The sequence below is a fragment of the Hymenobacter sp. HDW8 genome (assembly GCF_011305775.1).
Classification (GTDB): domain Bacteria; phylum Bacteroidota; class Bacteroidia; order Cytophagales; family Hymenobacteraceae; genus Hymenobacter; species Hymenobacter radiodurans.
Genome location: NZ_CP049907.1, coordinates 1,023,789 through 1,041,243 on the forward strand (window position 1 = coordinate 1,023,789; position 17,455 = coordinate 1,041,243).

Sequence of the window (17,455 nt, forward strand, 5' to 3'; positions counted from 1 at the left end):
TATTCTCTCACCTCAGTCGAGGCGAGGGTTACTGTTCTTATAGGTTAGCGGCTCGAAACGGTGACCACCTTTTTCGACACTTTCTTCCCGAACTCTACATCCTCCTTCGCGCCTTTTACATTGGTGTTTACCAATTTTACATTCTTACTCCGGTCGCCGGTTACGCGCAGCAGCAATTCGGCGCCGTTGGTGTAGCGGATGTTGTCCATCACGATGTTGCGACTGTTTTGCACTTCCAGCACGGGCTTGGTTTCGGTGGAAAACAGTGCTACGTTTTTGAGCTTGATACCATCGGCTTCCTGACATACGAGGCCCTTTTTGCTTTCGAGCACAACGTTTTCGATCTCAATGTCCTTGATGTTCATTTCGGGTACCCCGCGAATCAGGATACCAGTATTTGCCCCTTTACAAGTGACGTTTTTGATGCGGAAGCTGCGGAACTGCGGGGTACCCTCGTTCAGAGGCTCCGCCTTGATTTCGGGAATAGCAAAGGCCTCGCCGTTTACCTGCACCGGGTCTTTGGCCGCGTAAAACATGTCAAACAAAATGGCCTCGCCGGCAATGTCGGTCATGTCCACGCCGTCGACGAAGATGTTCTCTACTACCCCGCCGCGGCCACGAGCCGTTTTGAAGCGCAGACCTACATCGGTACCCATGAAGGTGCAGTTGGTCACGTAGATATTGCGCGCGCCGCCCGACATTTCGGAGCCAATCACGAAGCCGCCGTGGGCGTGGTATACTTTGGTGTCGCGGATGATGAAGTTCTCCGTTGGCACCCCACGCTTTCGGCCCTGCTCGTCGCGGCCCGACTTGATGCAGATGCCGTCGTCGCCTACATCAAACGTGCAGCCTTCTACCAAACCATTGCGGCAAGATTCAAGGTCGAGGGCGTCGGTGTTTTGGCCGTACCAAGGGTTTTTGGCCGTCACGTTGCGCAGAGTAATGTTATCACAGAGCAGCGGGTGGATAGTCCAGGCCGGCGAGTTCTGAATGGTGAAGCCTTCGAGCAGAATCTGCTTGCAGCGCTGTAGGCTGAGCATGTTGGGCCGTAGGAAGTCTTTTACCTCCGTGAAGCGGTTGTAATCAACATCAGTTTGTCCAGCAGGAATAACCCAGATTTTGGGCGAAAGCGAGCCTTTCAAAGAACTAGCAGTCGGGTACCAAGTGGTGGCTTTTTCATCCACCACGCCGCCCGACTTCACGAGCTTTTGCCACTGCCCTTCACTCAGCTTCTCCTTCTTCACCATGCGCCAGGAGTCGCCGGCACCGTCGAAAGTGCCCTCGCCGGTAATGGCAATATTCACGAGGTCGTAGCCCGAAATAGGAGACTGATTGCGCACGGCATCCTCGCCTTCCCAGTTCGTTTTGATGAGTTTGTAGTCGGAGAGCTTGTTGCTAAACTGGACCAGAGCTCCCCGCTGCACGTGTAAGTTCACGTTGCTTTTCAACTGAATCGGGCCCGTGAGCCATAAGCCGCGCGGCACCAATACTACGCCGCCCTGCTGGCTACAGGCCTCAATGGCTTTGCGAAACGCCTCGGTGTTCAGGGTTTGGCCATCGGCTACAGCTCCGAACTTGGTGATGTTAAACGTATCGGCACGGAACGAAGGCTGGAGAACCACCGGCAAATCGAAGGCGTACTTGCCCGTAAAGGCCAAGGGCTTCAGGTGACTGGCTATACCCAGGTTTTGCTTCTTTATGTCCTGGGCAACCAGCTGCGCAATTAGCTCAGCGCCGTAGGCCGAAAAGTGGGTGTTGTCGTTCTTGGCTGGGGGCACCGGGTTCTCTTGGTAGTAGCCGTTCTGGTAACTCCAGAAAAGGTCTCGGCTACCCTTCTCACCCAGTTGAGAGTACAGCGCCCAGCTCTTCTCGTGCATGTCAATCAGCGGCACTTTCTGCGACTTTGCTACCTCACGCACCACCGCCGGATACTCGCCATGGTCGTCTTTGCGCTTGCCCTGCTCATCAAAGTAGCGTCGGCCCACAGGCGTGAGCAGCACCGGATTTGCCCCCCGCTGCTTGGCTTCCTGCACGTAGCGCGTCAGGTTTTTGCGATAATCGGTTTGGGGCGCGGCGTAACGGGCGGTGTCTTCCTTTTTTTGATCGTTGTGGCCAAACTGGATAAGCACCCAGTCGCCAGGCTTCACCTGCTCCATCACCTTGGCCCAGCGGCCTTCGTGACGGAAGTTGCGGGTGCTACGCCCATTCATGGCGTGGTTTTGCACGGTGGTTTCGCCATCGAAGAACTGATCAAAGTACATGCCCCAGCCGCGCTCCGGCTTGTTGCGGTCCGGCTTCTCCGACATCGTGGAGTCGCCAACCAGGAATACTTGAACCTTCTTTTCCTCAGCCGGTCGGAAGGCCAGAGCGACCAAAGACAAGAGCAATACAGCGTATTTTTTCATGGAATGAGCTTTAAAGAAAAAAGCCCCCCAGCTCGGGCTGGAGTGTAATTCTTTCCTGATGCGGCCGCTTTCGCAGCTATTGAGCAATAGCTTAAGCTACAGACGGACGCTTTAGCGAAACGGGCTTAGCAGAGAGTTTATTTGCGCAATCGTTACCGGGAACGTTCTCATTCCTCCCTCTGATGCCTTTTGCAACACCCAAATAATGCGCTTTTAAAGCCGTCGTGCGTGATCTGAGGAAGTAAGTGACGTTTGTAAGGCTGCGTCAATGTTGTATTTTATGACGATGCAATAAAAGCAAATCGGGTAGCAGGCTGAACCTAGCTCAGCTTGCTACCCGATTTGCTTTTATTGCACAGCTTCTTCAATGAAACCGTCGCATTATTATCAGATTCCGACGCCCATACGCTTGTAAGTGACTTTGCGCAGCGTCAGTGGATTAGCCACGCGAACCTTGATTATTTTGTATTCCTCATTCGGGAAAAATATCCCCGTCATGGCGGTCAGGCCTTCATCAGCAAAAAGCTCTACCGAAGCGGCATCCACAATGAGTGTCAAGTCCATTTTCGCGCTGGTAGTCAGGCGCGGCGCAGTGGCCCGACTCGCAAATTTGTCGCTGAAGTCAAGCTTTCCGGACTTGGTGCGGTCGATATAGTATTGGTTGGCTTTTTTGTCATAGCCAATCAGGACTTCTTCCTTACGGTCGTTGGTCAAAACCACGGCAAAGTCAGCGAGCTGATCAGCAGAGAGTTTTAGTTGGAATGGACCCGTGTTCTTGGTCTTGTCAGAGAGGTTCATCTCCCCTTTCACCGCTACATTATCCAGTGTAATTTCTCCTGATTCCAGCTTGCTTACTTCCTTGGATGGCTGCGACACCAATAGCACTTCCGTTCCTACTTTGCGCAGCGACAAGTCGCGCGGGATGGTCATGGCACTGCGCCAGGGGTACGTGGGCACCTGATTGGCATATTCCCAGTTACTCATCCAACCCAAGAATATCTTCCGGTCGCCGGTGTTCGACCACGTCACGCCGGCGTAGTTGTCGGGGCCATAATCAACCCATTTCGTGTCGGTAGAAAGTGGTGTAAACGTCTTACCGTCAAAGTCGCCCACGAAGTATTGAGTCGCCGAGCCTTTGTTGGGGCCGCCGGGGTTGATGCTCACCAGCAACACCCATTGCTTTTTGCCCCCCAGCGTCAGCTGGAACAAGTCGGGGCACTCCCACACGCCGCCGTGCGCGCCTACCTTCTCGCCAAACTCACTTTGCTTAGTCCAGTCCTTCAGGTTGGGCGAGGAGTAAAACGTGATGCGGTCTTTGGTAGCCAGGGTCATAATCCACTTTTTGTCCTTCTCGTACCAACTCACTTTTGGGTCGCGGAAGTCCGGAATGCCGGGATTTTTCAGCACTGGGTTTTTCTCGTATTTCGTCCAGGTTTTGCCCTCGTCCAGGCTATAAGCAATACTCTGATTCTGGTGCTTATTGCCCCCCAGCTTCTCCAGCTTAGGGTTATGATGGGTGAAAATAGCCACCATCGGCGCCTGGCCGTTTTTGCCGAAGCCCGAAGTATTGTTCACATCCAGAACGGCGCTACCCGAGAAGATATACCCCAGGCTATCAGGATATAAGGCCACGGGTTGGTGCTGCCAGCTCACCAGATCTTTGCTGGTAGCGTGACCCCAGTGCATCGGCCCCCATATGGTGCTGTCGGGGTAATATTGATAGAACAAATGATACGTCCCCTTGCTATAGACCATGCCGTTAGGGTCGTTCATCCACTTCGCCTTCGGGGTGAAGTGAAACTTGGGGCGGTACTGCTCAGTAGCTTGCGGCCGTTGGGCCCAGCCGCTGAGCGTCAGGCCCAGCAGGCCCACAGTTAGACAAATCAGTTTTTTCATAGGGAGTTGATAAATGACCTATTAAGGAAAAAGGCGGTCATGCAGAGCGGAGCGAAGCATCTCGCCATCGGTAGTAAGATTACTAATCTGACGTTAGCAAGCGAGATGCTTCGCTCCGCTCTGCATGACCGCCTAGAGGAGCATGATTTACTGCCGAACTTGAACGTCCAGCAAATCAGTAATATGCGTTTCGCTGAGGGCTGGGGTTGCGCCCTGATAAGTCGCAACTAAAGCCCCACTCGCGCAAGCAATGCGCAGGCATTCGTCGTAGGGGCGCCCGCTTAACCAAGCTCGCAAGAAAGCCGCCAGGAACGCGTCGCCGCTGCCGATAGTATCCACTACTTCGACTTTGATACCGGGGGCGCGGTAAAATTGCCCCCCAGCCCATAGCATGGCCCCGTCGGCGCCAAGCGTGACGCACACGGCTTTTAGGTCAAAACGACTGGCCAGTCCAGCCAAGGCCGCTTCGTCTTCGGTGCTACCGCCGAACCAATCAAGGATTTCGGCCAACTCATGGTGATTCATTTTCACCACATCGGCTTGTTCCAGCAGGTATTTAATGACCTCGCGGGTGTAATGCGGCGGGCGCATGTTCACGTCGAATACCTTGAGTTGAGCACTTTGCAGCAGCCGATACAGAGTTTCGCGCGTAGCCTGGCTCCGCGCCGCCAGACTACCATATACGAATACTTTGGCGCCGGCCACTAGGTCGCGGACCTCATTATCGTATTGGATGTAGTCCCAGGCCACGGGCTGAACAATTTTGTAAACTACCTCATTACGGTCGTCTACATTCGCCTTTACGACACCCGTCAAATGAGTCTTGCCGCGCTGTACATATTTTGTGCTGACGCCTCGACTTTCTAGGAAATCCAACAGCTCAGTTCCTAGGTCGTCGTCGCCGACCCGGCTGATAAGCTCTACGGGCTGCCCAAACTGATGCAGGTGCACCGCCACGTTGAAAGGTGCTCCGCCCGGCTGCTTACCCGAGGGCAGCACATCCCAGAGCGTCTCACCGAAGCACACAACTGTATTTTGCATAAGAAGTTGATTTGATGATTTATAGACCTGTCAATTCTCCTGTCATCCTGAGTTTACGAAGGACCTTATGCCCGATGAACAATTAGCATAGCAACTGTTCGTATTAACGTGATAAGGTCCTTCGTAAACTCAGGATGACAGGTGGGGTGGAATGACCGAATCAAACCTGCGATATGACCTCTTTTGAATGCCTACCAACCTGGATTCTGCTGGTACAGGCCTTTGCTGAAGTTGATTTGATTTAACGGAATTGGTAGGTATTCGTCGCGGCCGCGGGTGAAGCGGGCGTCCTTTAGGTGCTGACGCTTCGTTTTTTCCTTTTCGAAGTACGTGTTCAGGTAATCGGCCGCGATTCCCCAGCGCACGAGGTCGAAGAAGCGCTGGCCTTCCAAAGCAAACTCTAAGCGGCGCTCAAAGCGTAGCGCCTGGCGAGCGTACGCCTGATTCCAAACTCCAGCCGAGTACTGACCGATCCGGTAGTTGGAGATGTTGGCGCCGGAAGTGGTTTTCAACCGAGCGGTGCTGTTCTGGGCACGCTGCCGAATCTGGTTAACGATGGGCAGAGCTTCGGCCGGGCGGTTCAGCTCAATTAATGCTTCGGCTTTCCAAAGGAGCACATCAGCGTAGCGGATAATGGTCCAGTTCTTCGATGAGCTCATGAAGGGGGGCGTTTTCTGGAAGCTTGGGTCCGTGGGCAGCACGTTTTCCTTCATCGACATATACACCCCGTAAGTATTCTGGTCGCGCAACCAGGAGGTTTCGAAGATGAACGATGGAGAATATTTGTAAGGGTGCGAGGGAATACCAACGGAGTGGTCGAGGCGTGGATCGACGGTATTGGTCTGGAAATCAGCGGGGGCGCTTAGGTCCGAGTTGTTGAAGGTTTCAAACTGGGGCAGACCTTGGGCATCCGTCTTGAAGGCGTTCACCAGGTTCTGGCTGGGCTGATGAAACCCGCAGCACCCGTAGTCCGGATTCATCGGGTAGTTCAGGGCATTGCCCCGGTCCGTGCGACCCTTGGGGGTGCCGTCGTTGCGTGAAAACTGGATGGCAAATACCGACTCTACCCCGTTGTCGCCGGCTGTCAGGAAGTTGGTGGCAAAATCAGAGTGCAACGAGTATTTGCCTGAGGCAATTACCTGGTTAGTAAGGGAAACCACTTCTTGTAGCTTCGCCTGGTCAACGGACGTAACGGCGTTGTTGTCGCTCTGTACGTAAGCCTGGAAAAGCAGCGTTTTGGCCAGATATGCCTGCGCCGCCGACTTGTTGGCTCGCCCGATTTCAGGCTGGGTATCCGGCAGATTAGCTACGGCAAAGCGGAAGTCATCGGCAATCTTCGTCCATAGTTCGTCGTTGGTCAGGCCCACGTTCGATACGGTAGCGTACTCTGCAGTGGGCACTTTCTCGTCAATGTAAGGCACTCGTTTGAACAGTTCCTTCAGCATAAAGTAGAAGTGGCCGCGCAGAAAGCGCATCTCGCCCTGACGAATGGCCTTGTTGGGCATGGCCGCCGCATCCACGGTTTCGAGGCGGCGGAGGGCGTCGTTGGCGCGCGAAATGCCGATGTAGATCAGGAACCATAGCTCGTCGGTGTTGCCTACATCGACGCGGTTGAAAGTGAAGGTTTCGTAGAAGTGAAACGCATCCACGTCGGCCGTGCCGTTGCCACCTTTGTAAGCGTCGCCGGCGCGGACGTTGCCGTAGGGCCACAAAGAGGTATAAGGCGCGCGGTACACGTCGTTACCCAGCTGGGAGTAGGTGGCAATAACCTGCTTTTCAATATTGGCGGCGGTATTCAGCTGGTCGTCGCTGAGCGCGCCGGTGGGCTGCACATTGAGAAACTCTTTGTCGTTGCAGCCATAGGAAAGGGCGAGCAGCGAAATCGCCAGTACGCTGGATTTCAGGATTTTCATGGTAGTAATGCTGGCGGATGATTAGAAGGAAACGTTGAGGCCGGTGGTGAAAATGCGGGGAACCGGGTACTGGTAGTTGGTTACCTCGGGGTCCGGGCCGGTGTACTCCTTGCTCTTGACAGTGAATAAGTTCTGGCTCTGCACGTACACGCGCACCCCTTGCAGCTTAATCTTGCTGACCAAGGTGGCGGGCAGCGAATAGCCCAGCTGAATGTTGCGCAGCTTCAGGTAAGAAGCGTTTTCGATGAAGTAAGTCGAGGCGCGGCCTTCATTGTTGGAGTTTTGCAGGGTAAGGGCCGGAATCGAAGAGCCCGTGTTAGTCGGCGACCACGCGTCGAGCAGGCGCTCGCCCCAGTTCTCACCCGAGGCAATTGATGCGAAGTCAGTCCGGAATTTGGCGTTGTTGTAAGCTTCCAGGCCTTGCACCCCTTGCAGGAACACTTGCACGTCGAAGCCTTTGTAGCCGGCGCCCAAGTTTAAGCCGTAGTTGAAGTCGGGCACGCCCTCGGTAATCCAGGTCTGGTCGAAGTTGTCAACTTTGCCGTCGCCGTTCAGGTCCTTATAGCGAATGCGGCCGGGGGCGGCACCTACCTGCGTGGGGCCTTCGCTTACTTCGGTGGCGTTCTGGTACAAGCCGTCGGCTACGTAGCCATACACGGCATTAATAGAATGGCCTAAGCGAGTTACGTCCTGGCCGTTGCCGCCGTAGGCGTTGATAACCTCGTCGGGCAGGAAGGTCAGCTTGTTGCGGTACGTGGACAGGTTACCCGTGATGCTGTACGTCAGGCCGTTGGCTAACTCATTCTGGTAGCCTACCAGAAACTCCCAGCCCTTGTTTTCGATCGAAGCGCCGTTCACGAACTTGTCGCCGCCCTCGCCAACTACGGCCAGGTAAGGCAGGTTCACGAGGATGTCTTCGCTTTTCTTGATGAAGTAGTCGACCGAACCCGTGAGGCGGTTATCCAGCAAGCCGAAGTCAAGGCCGAGGTTGGTTTGGGTGGTGGTTTCCCACTTCAAATCGGGGTTGGCCTGCTGCACGCGGCGGTAACCGGAAGGCAAATTGGTATCGTTGCCGAAGATGTCGTAGGCCGTGCCACGGTCGTACTCAAAGTTGGGGTCTAGGGTGCCTAAGAGCGACTGATAGAGGCCGCGGGAGGCAAAGTTGGCAATGTCCTGGTTGCCGGTTTGGCCCCAGCCGGCGCGCAGCTTCAGATCGGAAAAGAACGGGGTCGTGTTTTTCACGAAGTTCTCTTCGCTCAGACGCCAGCCCACCGACGCGGCCGGGAATACGCCAAACCGGTTGTCTTCACCGAAGCGGGAGGAGCCGTCGCGGCGGATGGTAACGGAGGCCAAGTACTTGTCAGCCAGCGAATAGTTGAATTTACCGAAGTAGGAAGCCAGCTTGTAGGCGGTGCCGCCGCCGCCGTTGTCCTTATTGGCCGCACCCGCGTCGAGGTAGGCGTAGGTGGGGTCTTCGCTGGCGAAATTGGTGCGGGAGGCGTAGCTACTCTCGTCGTAGTAGCTGATGCGCTCGGTGCCGGCCACGAAGTTGAGCTGATGTTTGCCCCCCAACGTCATGTCGTAGTTCAAAGTATTCTGCCACACCCAGTTACCATAAAAGCGCTGGTTATCAGTTACTCGGTTGTTGGCTTCGGAGAGGAAGCCCGCCTTATAGGTTTTGTATATCTGGCGGAACTTGTACATGCTGTAGTCGATGCCGAAGCTGGTGCGCAAATGCAGGCCGGGCAGCAGTTCGGCGTCGGCAAATACGTTACCGAAGGCGCGGCCGGTGTTGGAGCGGTTCTGGCGGTTATCGGAGAGCAGGCGCAACGGATTGTCCCGGTCGCTCATGCCTTCCACAGGGCCGCCCCAGCCGATACCATCCACGGTGCGCACGGGCACAATAGAGGGCAACTGGGTAGTCCGGTCGCGCACTAGGTTCAGGTCGAACTCCGCCCGCTGCGACTTGACGATGGTCAGGTTTTCGCCAATCTTTAATTTGCCCCCCAGGAAGTTATAATCGGAATTGAGGCGGGCCGTATAGCGGTTGAAGCCAGAATGTTTGAGAGTACCGGAGTTGTCGTAGTAGTTCAGTGAAAACAATGCCCCGCCTCGCTCGCCGCCGCTGCTCACGCTCAGGTTGTAGCTCTGAATCAGGGCGTTCTGCTGCGTTTCCTTAAACCAGTCGGTGTCGGCGGCGCGCATGGTTTTGTCCTTGTCGATGAACTCAGGCACAATCACCTGGTCGAGCACGGGCTGTCCGTCGGGACCCGTGCGCGTTTGAAAGGTGTAGAACGGGCGGCTGGCCACGGCACCATCGTTGGTGGCTGCCTGCCAGTACACCCGGCCGTAGTCCAGGGTATTGAGCATCTGGATGTGCGGGCCCGGCGTCTGGAGAGTGAAGAAGGTCGAGAAATCCACCCGCGTGGCACCTTGCTTGGCCTTTTTGGTGGTGATGATGATAACGCCATTACTGGCCCGCGAGCCGTAGATGCTGGCGGCGGAAGCGTCTTTCAGCACCTGTATTGACTCGATGTCATTCTGGTTGATTTGGTTGATGCCTTCCCGCGTCGGGATGCCGTCGATGACGTAGAGCGGGTCGTTGTTGCCCAGCGTACCGATACCGCGAATGCGCACGGTGGCGGAGCTGCCCGGCGCACCGTCGGTGGTGATGTTCACGCCCGGCACCCGACCCTGCAAGTTGCGGGTCACGTCGTTGGAAGCCATATCCTTGATTTCTTCCGTTTTCACTACCGATACGGCGCCGGTCAGGTCGGCCTTGCGCTGGGTTTGGTAGCCCGTCACGACCACTTCATCCAGGGTCTTGGTGTCGGCGGCCATCGTTACATTAAGGGTAGTGCGGCCACCTAATACAATTTCCTGGGAAGTGAAGCCGATGGAAGAGAAGGTCAGCACCGCATCTTCGGGAACGGTAAGGCTGAAGCGGCCGTCGGGGTCGGTAGCGGTGCCGTTGGTGGTGCCTTTCACAAGCACGGTTACACCGGGTATCCCCGCGCCCTTATCGTCAACTACCTGACCAGTCACCTGGATATCAGCCTTATAGATACTGATCCGTTCTATTCGGTTGGGCGCTGCGACGAGGTTTGGGGCCGTCAGCAGCAGAGCAGCCAACGCCGTGGGCAGGAGTGTCCGGCGGCGCATGAGTACGATCTTTTTCATGGGTGTTGTGTAAAGTGGAGGGAGTTAATGGCTAACCAGTGCTGGGGGCAAAAAAGCGCCCTCAGGTGGTAATCGGTCTTGGTTGTGAAGCACCCAAAAGCATGCTTCGCTGTGCTCGGCATGACGGTCTGAGGGGCTTTTTTTCTTGAATGGTATCTTAATGGACCACCAAGATTTTCTCGACTTGCTCTAGGCTCGTGCCCTTGGTTTCGGGCATAAAGCGCCACACGAAGACCAGTTGCAGCACCATCATCAGACAGAAAAACAGGAAGGTGTGGCCGCCGCCCAGGTGCTCGGCGAAGTAAGGAAAGGTGAAGGCGATGATGGTAGCCATGATCCAGTGCGTGGAGCTACCCAGCGCCTGTCCTTTAGCGCGAACACTGTTGGGGAAAATCTCGGAGATAAATACCCAGATAACAGCCCCTTGCGAGAAGGCGAAAAAGGCGATGTACACAAACAAAAGGATGGGCACCGTGAAGCCCGTAAACTGCTCCGTGTAGAAAGACCGGGCTACCAAACCTAATGTGGCAATCAGGCCGAAGGAGCCAATCAGCATGAGCTTGCGGCGGCCAAAACGGTCGATGAAGTTCATGGCCAGCAGCGTGAAGGCGAAGTTGATCAGCCCCAGGCCCGCCGACGATAGCAGCGCCGAACTAGTACCCAACCCCGTCATTTCAAAGATGCGGGGGGCATAATAGAGAATAGCGTTGATGCCGGAAACCTGATTGAAGACGGCGAACAGCACTGCCAGCATCACCGGACCAATATGCTTGCGGGTAAAGAGCGACTCACCGCCCGCGCCTTCCTGAGCCTGCGACGTCAGGATGGCTGTTACGTCGCTGTCAAAGGAGGTGGGGTTGATGATGCGCAGAATCGCGCGACCCTCTTCTACCAGTCCCTTCTTTGTGATCAGCCAACGTGGGCTTTCAGGTACGCGGAAGAGCAGGAGTAAAAACGCGGCGGCTGGGAACACCTGCACGCCGAGCATCCAGCGCCAGGCCGCGTCGCCGCTATCGGCCAGCAGATAGTTGGAGAGGTAGGCAATCAGGATTCCGAAGACGATGTTAAACTGAAACAGCGCCACCATGCGGCCCCGGGAGGCAGCCGGCGAAATCTCTGAAATGTAGAGCGGCGCCGTGACGGAGGAGGCGCCAACACCCAGACCACCAAGGAAGCGGAAGATTAGAAAAGGCACCCAACTCGGCGCCAATGCCGCGCCCAAAGCCGAGATGAAATAGAGGACCGCAATCCAGATCAGCGTCTTGCGGCGCCCTAGTCTATCAGAAGGAATGCCCCCCAGTAAGGCACCGAGCACCGTACCTATAAGCGCGATAGATATGGTGAACCCGTGCTCGAAAGCGGTGAGTTGCCAGAGCTGTTGAATCGCTTTTTCCGCGCCGGATATAACGGCCGTGTCAAAGCCAAACAAAAAGCCCCCCAGGGCAATGACAATGGACCAGAAGAATACTTTGCTGTTTTTCACGACCGTTTTTTTTTCTCAAAATTCGGTCGTGGCGGCTGCCTAAGCGTGCTCTATTATTCCAAAGTCTTCCATTTTTGATACAACGTTTACGTAATATTTAAATCACTATAAGTCAATAACTTAACTACTATTCCTGATTCATTTTTGAAACTAGGGTTTCGCTCATGATACCTGGCTTTCGAAATTGATTCAGCTTTGGGGCGTAACGTGCAAGGCCTTGAACTCGGAAGGCGAAATCTGGTACTTGGCTTTGAAAGCAGTGGAGAAATATGAGGGCGAAGAGAAGCCCATTTGGTAAGCTACTTCGGCAATAGTCAGGCTGTCGTCGAGCAAAACCTGGCGGGCTTTGGTCAGGCGGATGCCCTGAATAAAGTCGGTGACGCCGGTACCTAGCAGGGCCTTCACTTTGCGGTAAAGCTGCACCCGCGAGATACCCAAGCTGCGCGCTACATCTTCTACGCTCAGGTCGGAGCGCGTGAGGTTGGCCTCCACGATGGCGGTGAGTTCGGCCAGGAATTTTTGGTCGACGCGCTGGGGCGCCACGGTAGCGGTGTCCACCGATAACTCGCGGCGGAAGTGCTCGCGCAGGTGGGCGCGGTTGGCGAGCAAGGTGCGGATACTTTCCAGCAGAAAGGTCGGGTTAAACGGCTTGGTTAGGTATAAGTCGGCGCCCGACTGCACCCCTTCTACCTGCTGCTCGGGCGCGTTGCGGGCCGTGAGCATGACCACTGGTATGTGCGAGGTGCGCCAGTCGGCCCGCAGCTGCGTAACTACTTCCAGGCCGCTGAGGCCAGGCAGCATCACGTCGCATACAATCAGGTCCGGAATGGTTTCGGCAGCCATTCGCAGGCCCGTGTCGCCATCAGCGGCTGAGGACACCTGAAAGTGCGGCGCCAGCTTCTGTACCACAAAGTCCCGCACGTCGTCGTTATCCTCAATCACCAATATCAAGGACTCACTGGCAGAAATAGGTGTGGGCGTGAGTTCTTCCTGGGCTCTGGGGGGCATTTCTTCCTCCTGGGCGAAGCTGGTGGGCAGGCCCGCATAAGGCGTATTGCTCCGCAGCGCCGCCGGCAGCTCCAGCGGTAGGGTCACGACAAACGTGCTGCCTTGCCCCGGCTGACTGGTAAATGATAACTGCCCTTGGTGCAGACGCACGAGGCCCATTGCCAATGCCAAGCCCATACCCGAGCCTTTGGCGGCTGGCTGATGCCCTTGGTAAAACCACTCGAAAATGTGCTCCCGGTCTTGTTCCGAGATGCCACAACCCGTGTCTTCTACGCTCACGCGCACCGTATTGTCGGTGGGCACGCGCTGGATGCTGACTGTGATCTGGCCCCGGTCGGGGGTAAATTTCAGAGCGTTAGATAGCAGGTTAAAGAAGACCTTATCCAGAATATTCACATCAAACCAAAGCGGAATGATGGGTTCAGCAGGCAAAAAACGGAGCATGATGCCGCGCTGCCGGGCCGACTTCTCGAACACGTCCATAATCTCACGCACGAAGGCCACAATATTGCCCTCCGACGCCCGCACGGGCATCTTACCCACTTCGATTTTGCGGAAATCCATGAGCTGATTCACCAGTTGCAACAGGCGTTGGGTGTTGCGGTGCACCAAGGTTAAATCGTGGCGCTGCCCGGCCGATAAATCGGCGCTGGCGGTCAGCATTTCCTCCACCGGCCCCAGAATAAGGGTGAGCGGCGTGCGTAGCTCGTGGGAGAAATTGGTGAAGAAGCGCAGCTTGGCTTCCGTCTCGATGCGGGCCTGCTCGGCTAGCTCGGCTATCTGGTTACGCTGGGAGCTGATTTCCTCATTTTGCCTTTCTAACCGCTTGATTAAGCGACGGTTTACTCGAAAAGCCCGCCACGCCAGTAAGCCCAATATGGCAGCACCTAGCAAGGCAGCAAGCAAGATGTACAACACGGTGCGCTGGCTGGCGTAGGTATCACGCTGCTGTTGCAGAAGTTGCTGCTGGCGCTGAATATCCTGCTGCTGACTATTCAGCTTTTCCGTCTGCATCTTCATCGTCAGCGCGTTGGTCGAGTCAATGACCATTGTGCCGAGCATGTTTTCCTTTTCGTACGGCTGGCCCTTGATGATTTTCATGGCCGCCCGAATGGCTTCTTCCCCACCCGGCGAGTAGAGAATAGTAGCTGCCAGGATGCCATCCTGCACAAACTGAATACCGCCGTGCGGACCCGGCAGCCCATCTACTCCCACCACCTTAATGCGCCGGTCGAGGCCCAACTGCTTACACACCTGATAAGCGCCCAGTGCCATGCGGTCGTTGTGGGCAAAAATCAGATCGACTTCGGGATGAGCTTTGAGTAAGGCCGGGAGATTCTGAATGACGGAAGGGCGCTTCCAGTCGCCGTGCATCTGCGCTACAAGCCGCATTCCGGGGTACGCTTGCAGCGTTTCGGCGAAACCTCTGTGGCGGTCGAGGGCAGGCGATGCACCCGGCGCCCCCATGATTTCCAACACATTGCCACGATGGCGCAGCAGCGTACTGATATAGTTAGCGGCTGTTTGACCTACCTCCACATTATTGCCCCCCACGTAGGCAGTGTAGAGCTTGGAAGTGGTGCGGCGGTCGAGGATAACCACCGGAATACCCCGATTGAACACCTCCTCCACAATAGGAGTAATAGGTTCCGCTTCGTTAGCCGACACAATGAGCAGGTCGATGCCTTCGCGCATAAACTCCTGAATCTGCTGGCGTTGGAGGATACTGTTGTCGTGGGCATCCTTCATCTCGAACACCACTTCCGGATGAAAGCTCAGCTCCTTCTTCATCCCAGCCAGCATGGCCTGCCGCCACGCGTCGCCGTTGGTACACTGCGAAAACCCAATCTTCACCCGCTTATCTGAGGCTGGTTCGGAACAGCTGCTCAGCAAAACGAGCATGAAGAGCCAGAGTATCCCACCATGCAGGCAAGAGACCAAACGCTCGTTCCATCGTTTTGCGGTGCTACTAATCATTCGTGCGGGTGGGCTGGGTGGTGTAAGTAATCAAAGATGCAGATACCTGAGGAAAGAATGAGTACAGTTCAGCTGTTGCGTCGCCTTTCCCAGAGGACTTATTCCGTCATCTACTAGCAGCGCCGCATTTTATTAGGCTAAAGCTAAGTGGTAGCCCTCCTTTTCACTTCCCCAACACCAGAGTCTAACTGGGGGGCTTTTATGGCATTCTCGCTAGTTAGGGAGCAGATTTGGGTCCGTTGCTTCACGGTTTGATCACAAACACTTTCGCCGAAACGGTTCTTTTTACCGTAAGAAAAGCTATTTGTGTACGAAGTTAATACCCTATGTCCCGTACGATTATCGTTTCTAATCGCCTACCAACCAAAGTACAACGCAGTGAAGAGGGCCTTTCTTTTTCCCCCAGCGAAGGGGGCTTAGCCACCGGTTTGGGCTCTATTTATCGGGCTGCTAATAATGTCTGGGTGGGCTGGCCCGGTATCTCTGTCGATGCTGAGGAAGAACAGGAAGTGCGCGAAAAGCTCCGTGCCGACAGTATGCGGCCCGTGTTCCTGACGGAAAGTGAAATCCGAGATTTTTACGAGGGCTTCAGCAACGAAACGCTCTGGCCAACCTTCCATTATTTCGCGCAGTACGCCATCTACGACCAGTCGCACTGGGAAGCCTACGTGGCGGTGAATGAAAAATTCTGCCGGGCCGTGCTGGAGCTAGCCGGCCCCGATGATACCATCTGGGTGCACGATTATCAGCTGCTGCTCTTACCGCAGATGCTGCGCGCCGCGCGACCAAAAAGCAGCATTGGCTTCTTTTTGCATATTCCCTTCCCCTCCTACGAGCTGATTCGGGTGCTGCCGTGGCGGCGCCAATTGCTAGAAGGCATGCTGGGAGCCGATCTGATTGGCTTCCATACCTACGGCTACATGCGCCACTTTTTGAGCTCCGTGTCGCAGCTGCTGGGGTATCAGAGCCAGAATGGCCTGGTGGAAGTGAACACGCGCAGTGTGCTGGTCGACGCCTTCCCGATGGGCATCGACCAAGCTAAATACGCGGAAGTAGCACAGTCGGAACAGGCCCGCGCGCACGAGCAAACGTACCGCGATGCCCTCCGCAACGAGCGGATAATCCTGTCCATCGACCGCCTCGACTATACGAAAGGCATAGCCCAGCGCCTGCGAGCCTACGAGCTGTTGCTGCAAACCTATCCCGAGTGGCGCGAGCGAGCTACCCTGCTCATGGTGGTAGTCCCCTCTCGCGACCAGGTGGATCAATACAAGGAGCTAAAAGAGGAAATTGACGAGCTGGTTGGCCGCATTAATAGCACCTACCGCACCATCTCCTGGAACCCGATTCAGTATTTCTACCGCTCCTTCCCGATTGAGGAATTGGCGGCTTTGTATCGGATGGCGGAAGTAGCGCTGGTTACCCCGATGCGGGACGGCATGAATTTGGTGGCTAAGGAATTCATTGCCAGCAAGATTGATACCCCTGGGGTTCTGATTCTGAGCGAGCGTGCCGGGGCCGCCCGTGAGCTATCGGATGCCATTATCATCAACCCCACGGATACCAACCAGCTGGCCGAGGCCATGCACGAGGCGCTAATAATGCCCGAGGACGAACAGCGGCAGCGCATGGGCGCCATGCAGGCATTGGTAAAGAAATACAACATTCACCACTGGGTAAATTTATTCATGGATCGCCTCACCTACAGCAAGTTAAAGCAAGAAACCTTGGCCACTACCACTCTGAACACTGATGAGCTGCAACGCATGACCAGCGAATATAAAAATGCCCCCAGCGGCTTTTATTCCTGGATTATGATGGCACGCTAGCCGGATTTAACTCCAACCCTCAACTTGCCGGCCCCGACCAGGAGTTGCTCACGCTGCTAGCCGACCTGAGCGCCGACAAGCGCAACCGCGTGATAATCGTGAGTGGGCGCGACCGGGCGACCTTGGAGAAGTGGCTTGGCCATTTGCCCCTTGATTTTATTGTAGAACATGGCGTGTGGCTACGGGCCTTGGGCGAAGAGTGGACCATGCTGCGGCCGCTTACCAACGACTGGATGCACGAAATCAGGCCTATTCTTGACCTACATGTAAGCCGCACGGCGGGCTCCTTCGTGGAAGAAAAAGAATACTCGCTGGTGTGGCACTACCGCCGCGCCGATATAGAGCTTGGCGAGGTAAGGGCGCGCGAGCTGACCAGCCATCTGCACTTTTTGGCTTCCAACAGCGACCTGCAAGTGATGGAGGGCAATAAGGTAGTGGAAGTAAAGAGCGCCGGCGTAAACAAAGGCGCCGGTGCCGCGCGCTGGCTCAGCTTCTATCCCGCCGACTTTATCATTGCCATCGGCGACGACCGTACCGATGAAGATACCTTTGGTGCGATGCCGTCGCACGCCTACACCGTGAAAGTTGGCAGCACTCACCGCTCCCTAGCGCGCTTTCACCTCGATACCCACCACGATGTGCGACGCGTATTGCGAGCTTTGGTAGAAGCGTAGCCAATCCTATCTGATTGCAAAAAAGCCCCCGGATGTATTCCGGGGGCTT

The 17,455-nt window shown here is 55.5% G+C and carries 9 protein-coding genes; 2 read left to right on the top strand and 7 right to left on the bottom strand.

Annotated elements, in window-relative coordinates:
- Positions 1–44 precede the first annotated feature (44 nt).
- From G7064_RS04265 to G7064_RS04295, 7 genes are all read right to left on the bottom strand, one after another.
- Positions 45–2,405 (bottom strand): glycosyl hydrolase family 28 protein, encoded by a 2,361-nt coding sequence (locus G7064_RS04265; protein WP_166072590.1) that lies wholly within the window; start codon positions 2,403–2,405, stop codon positions 45–47.
- Between the two features lie 387 nt (positions 2,406–2,792).
- Positions 2,793–4,301 (bottom strand): glycoside hydrolase family 32 protein, encoded by a 1,509-nt coding sequence (locus G7064_RS04270; protein ID WP_166072591.1) that lies wholly within the window; start codon positions 4,299–4,301, stop codon positions 2,793–2,795.
- A 147-nt stretch (positions 4,302–4,448) separates the two neighbouring features.
- Positions 4,449–5,342, bottom strand: a complete 894-nt coding sequence (locus G7064_RS04275) for a carbohydrate kinase family protein (protein WP_166072592.1) — start codon at positions 5,340–5,342, stop codon at positions 4,449–4,451.
- Between the two features lie 191 nt (positions 5,343–5,533).
- Complete coding sequence (locus G7064_RS04280) at positions 5,534–7,255, bottom strand: RagB/SusD family nutrient uptake outer membrane protein (RefSeq protein WP_166072593.1); 1,722 nt, start codon at positions 7,253–7,255, stop codon at positions 5,534–5,536.
- 21 nt (positions 7,256–7,276) lie between these two features.
- Complete coding sequence (locus G7064_RS04285; RefSeq protein WP_166072594.1) at positions 7,277–10,435, bottom strand: SusC/RagA family TonB-linked outer membrane protein; 3,159 nt, start codon at positions 10,433–10,435, stop codon at positions 7,277–7,279.
- Positions 10,436–10,592: 157 nt separating this feature from the next.
- A complete protein-coding gene (locus G7064_RS04290) occupies positions 10,593–11,918 on the bottom strand; it encodes a sugar porter family MFS transporter (RefSeq protein WP_166072595.1) in 1,326 nt (441 codons plus the stop codon).
- Between the two features lie 189 nt (positions 11,919–12,107).
- On the bottom strand, positions 12,108–14,828 hold the full coding sequence (locus tag G7064_RS04295) for a substrate-binding domain-containing protein (protein ID WP_240935730.1): 2,721 nt from the start codon (positions 14,826–14,828) through the stop codon (positions 12,108–12,110).
- A 401-nt stretch (positions 14,829–15,229) separates the two neighbouring features.
- On the opposite strand from G7064_RS04295, the gene G7064_RS04300 reads away from it, so the two are divergent.
- Both G7064_RS04300 and otsB read left to right on the top strand, forming a co-directional pair.
- Positions 15,230–16,732 carry a bifunctional alpha,alpha-trehalose-phosphate synthase (UDP-forming)/trehalose-phosphatase gene (locus G7064_RS04300; protein ID WP_317172820.1) on the top strand — a complete coding sequence of 501 codons (1,503 nt, stop codon included), beginning with the start codon at positions 15,230–15,232 and terminating at the stop codon, positions 16,730–16,732.
- Positions 16,711–17,406, top strand: coding sequence for a trehalose-phosphatase (gene otsB / locus G7064_RS22975; RefSeq protein ID WP_317172854.1), 696 nt, complete (start codon positions 16,711–16,713; stop codon positions 17,404–17,406). Before G7064_RS04300 ends, otsB begins: the two co-directional genes overlap by 22 nt.
- The last annotated feature ends 49 nt before the right edge of the window (positions 17,407–17,455 follow it).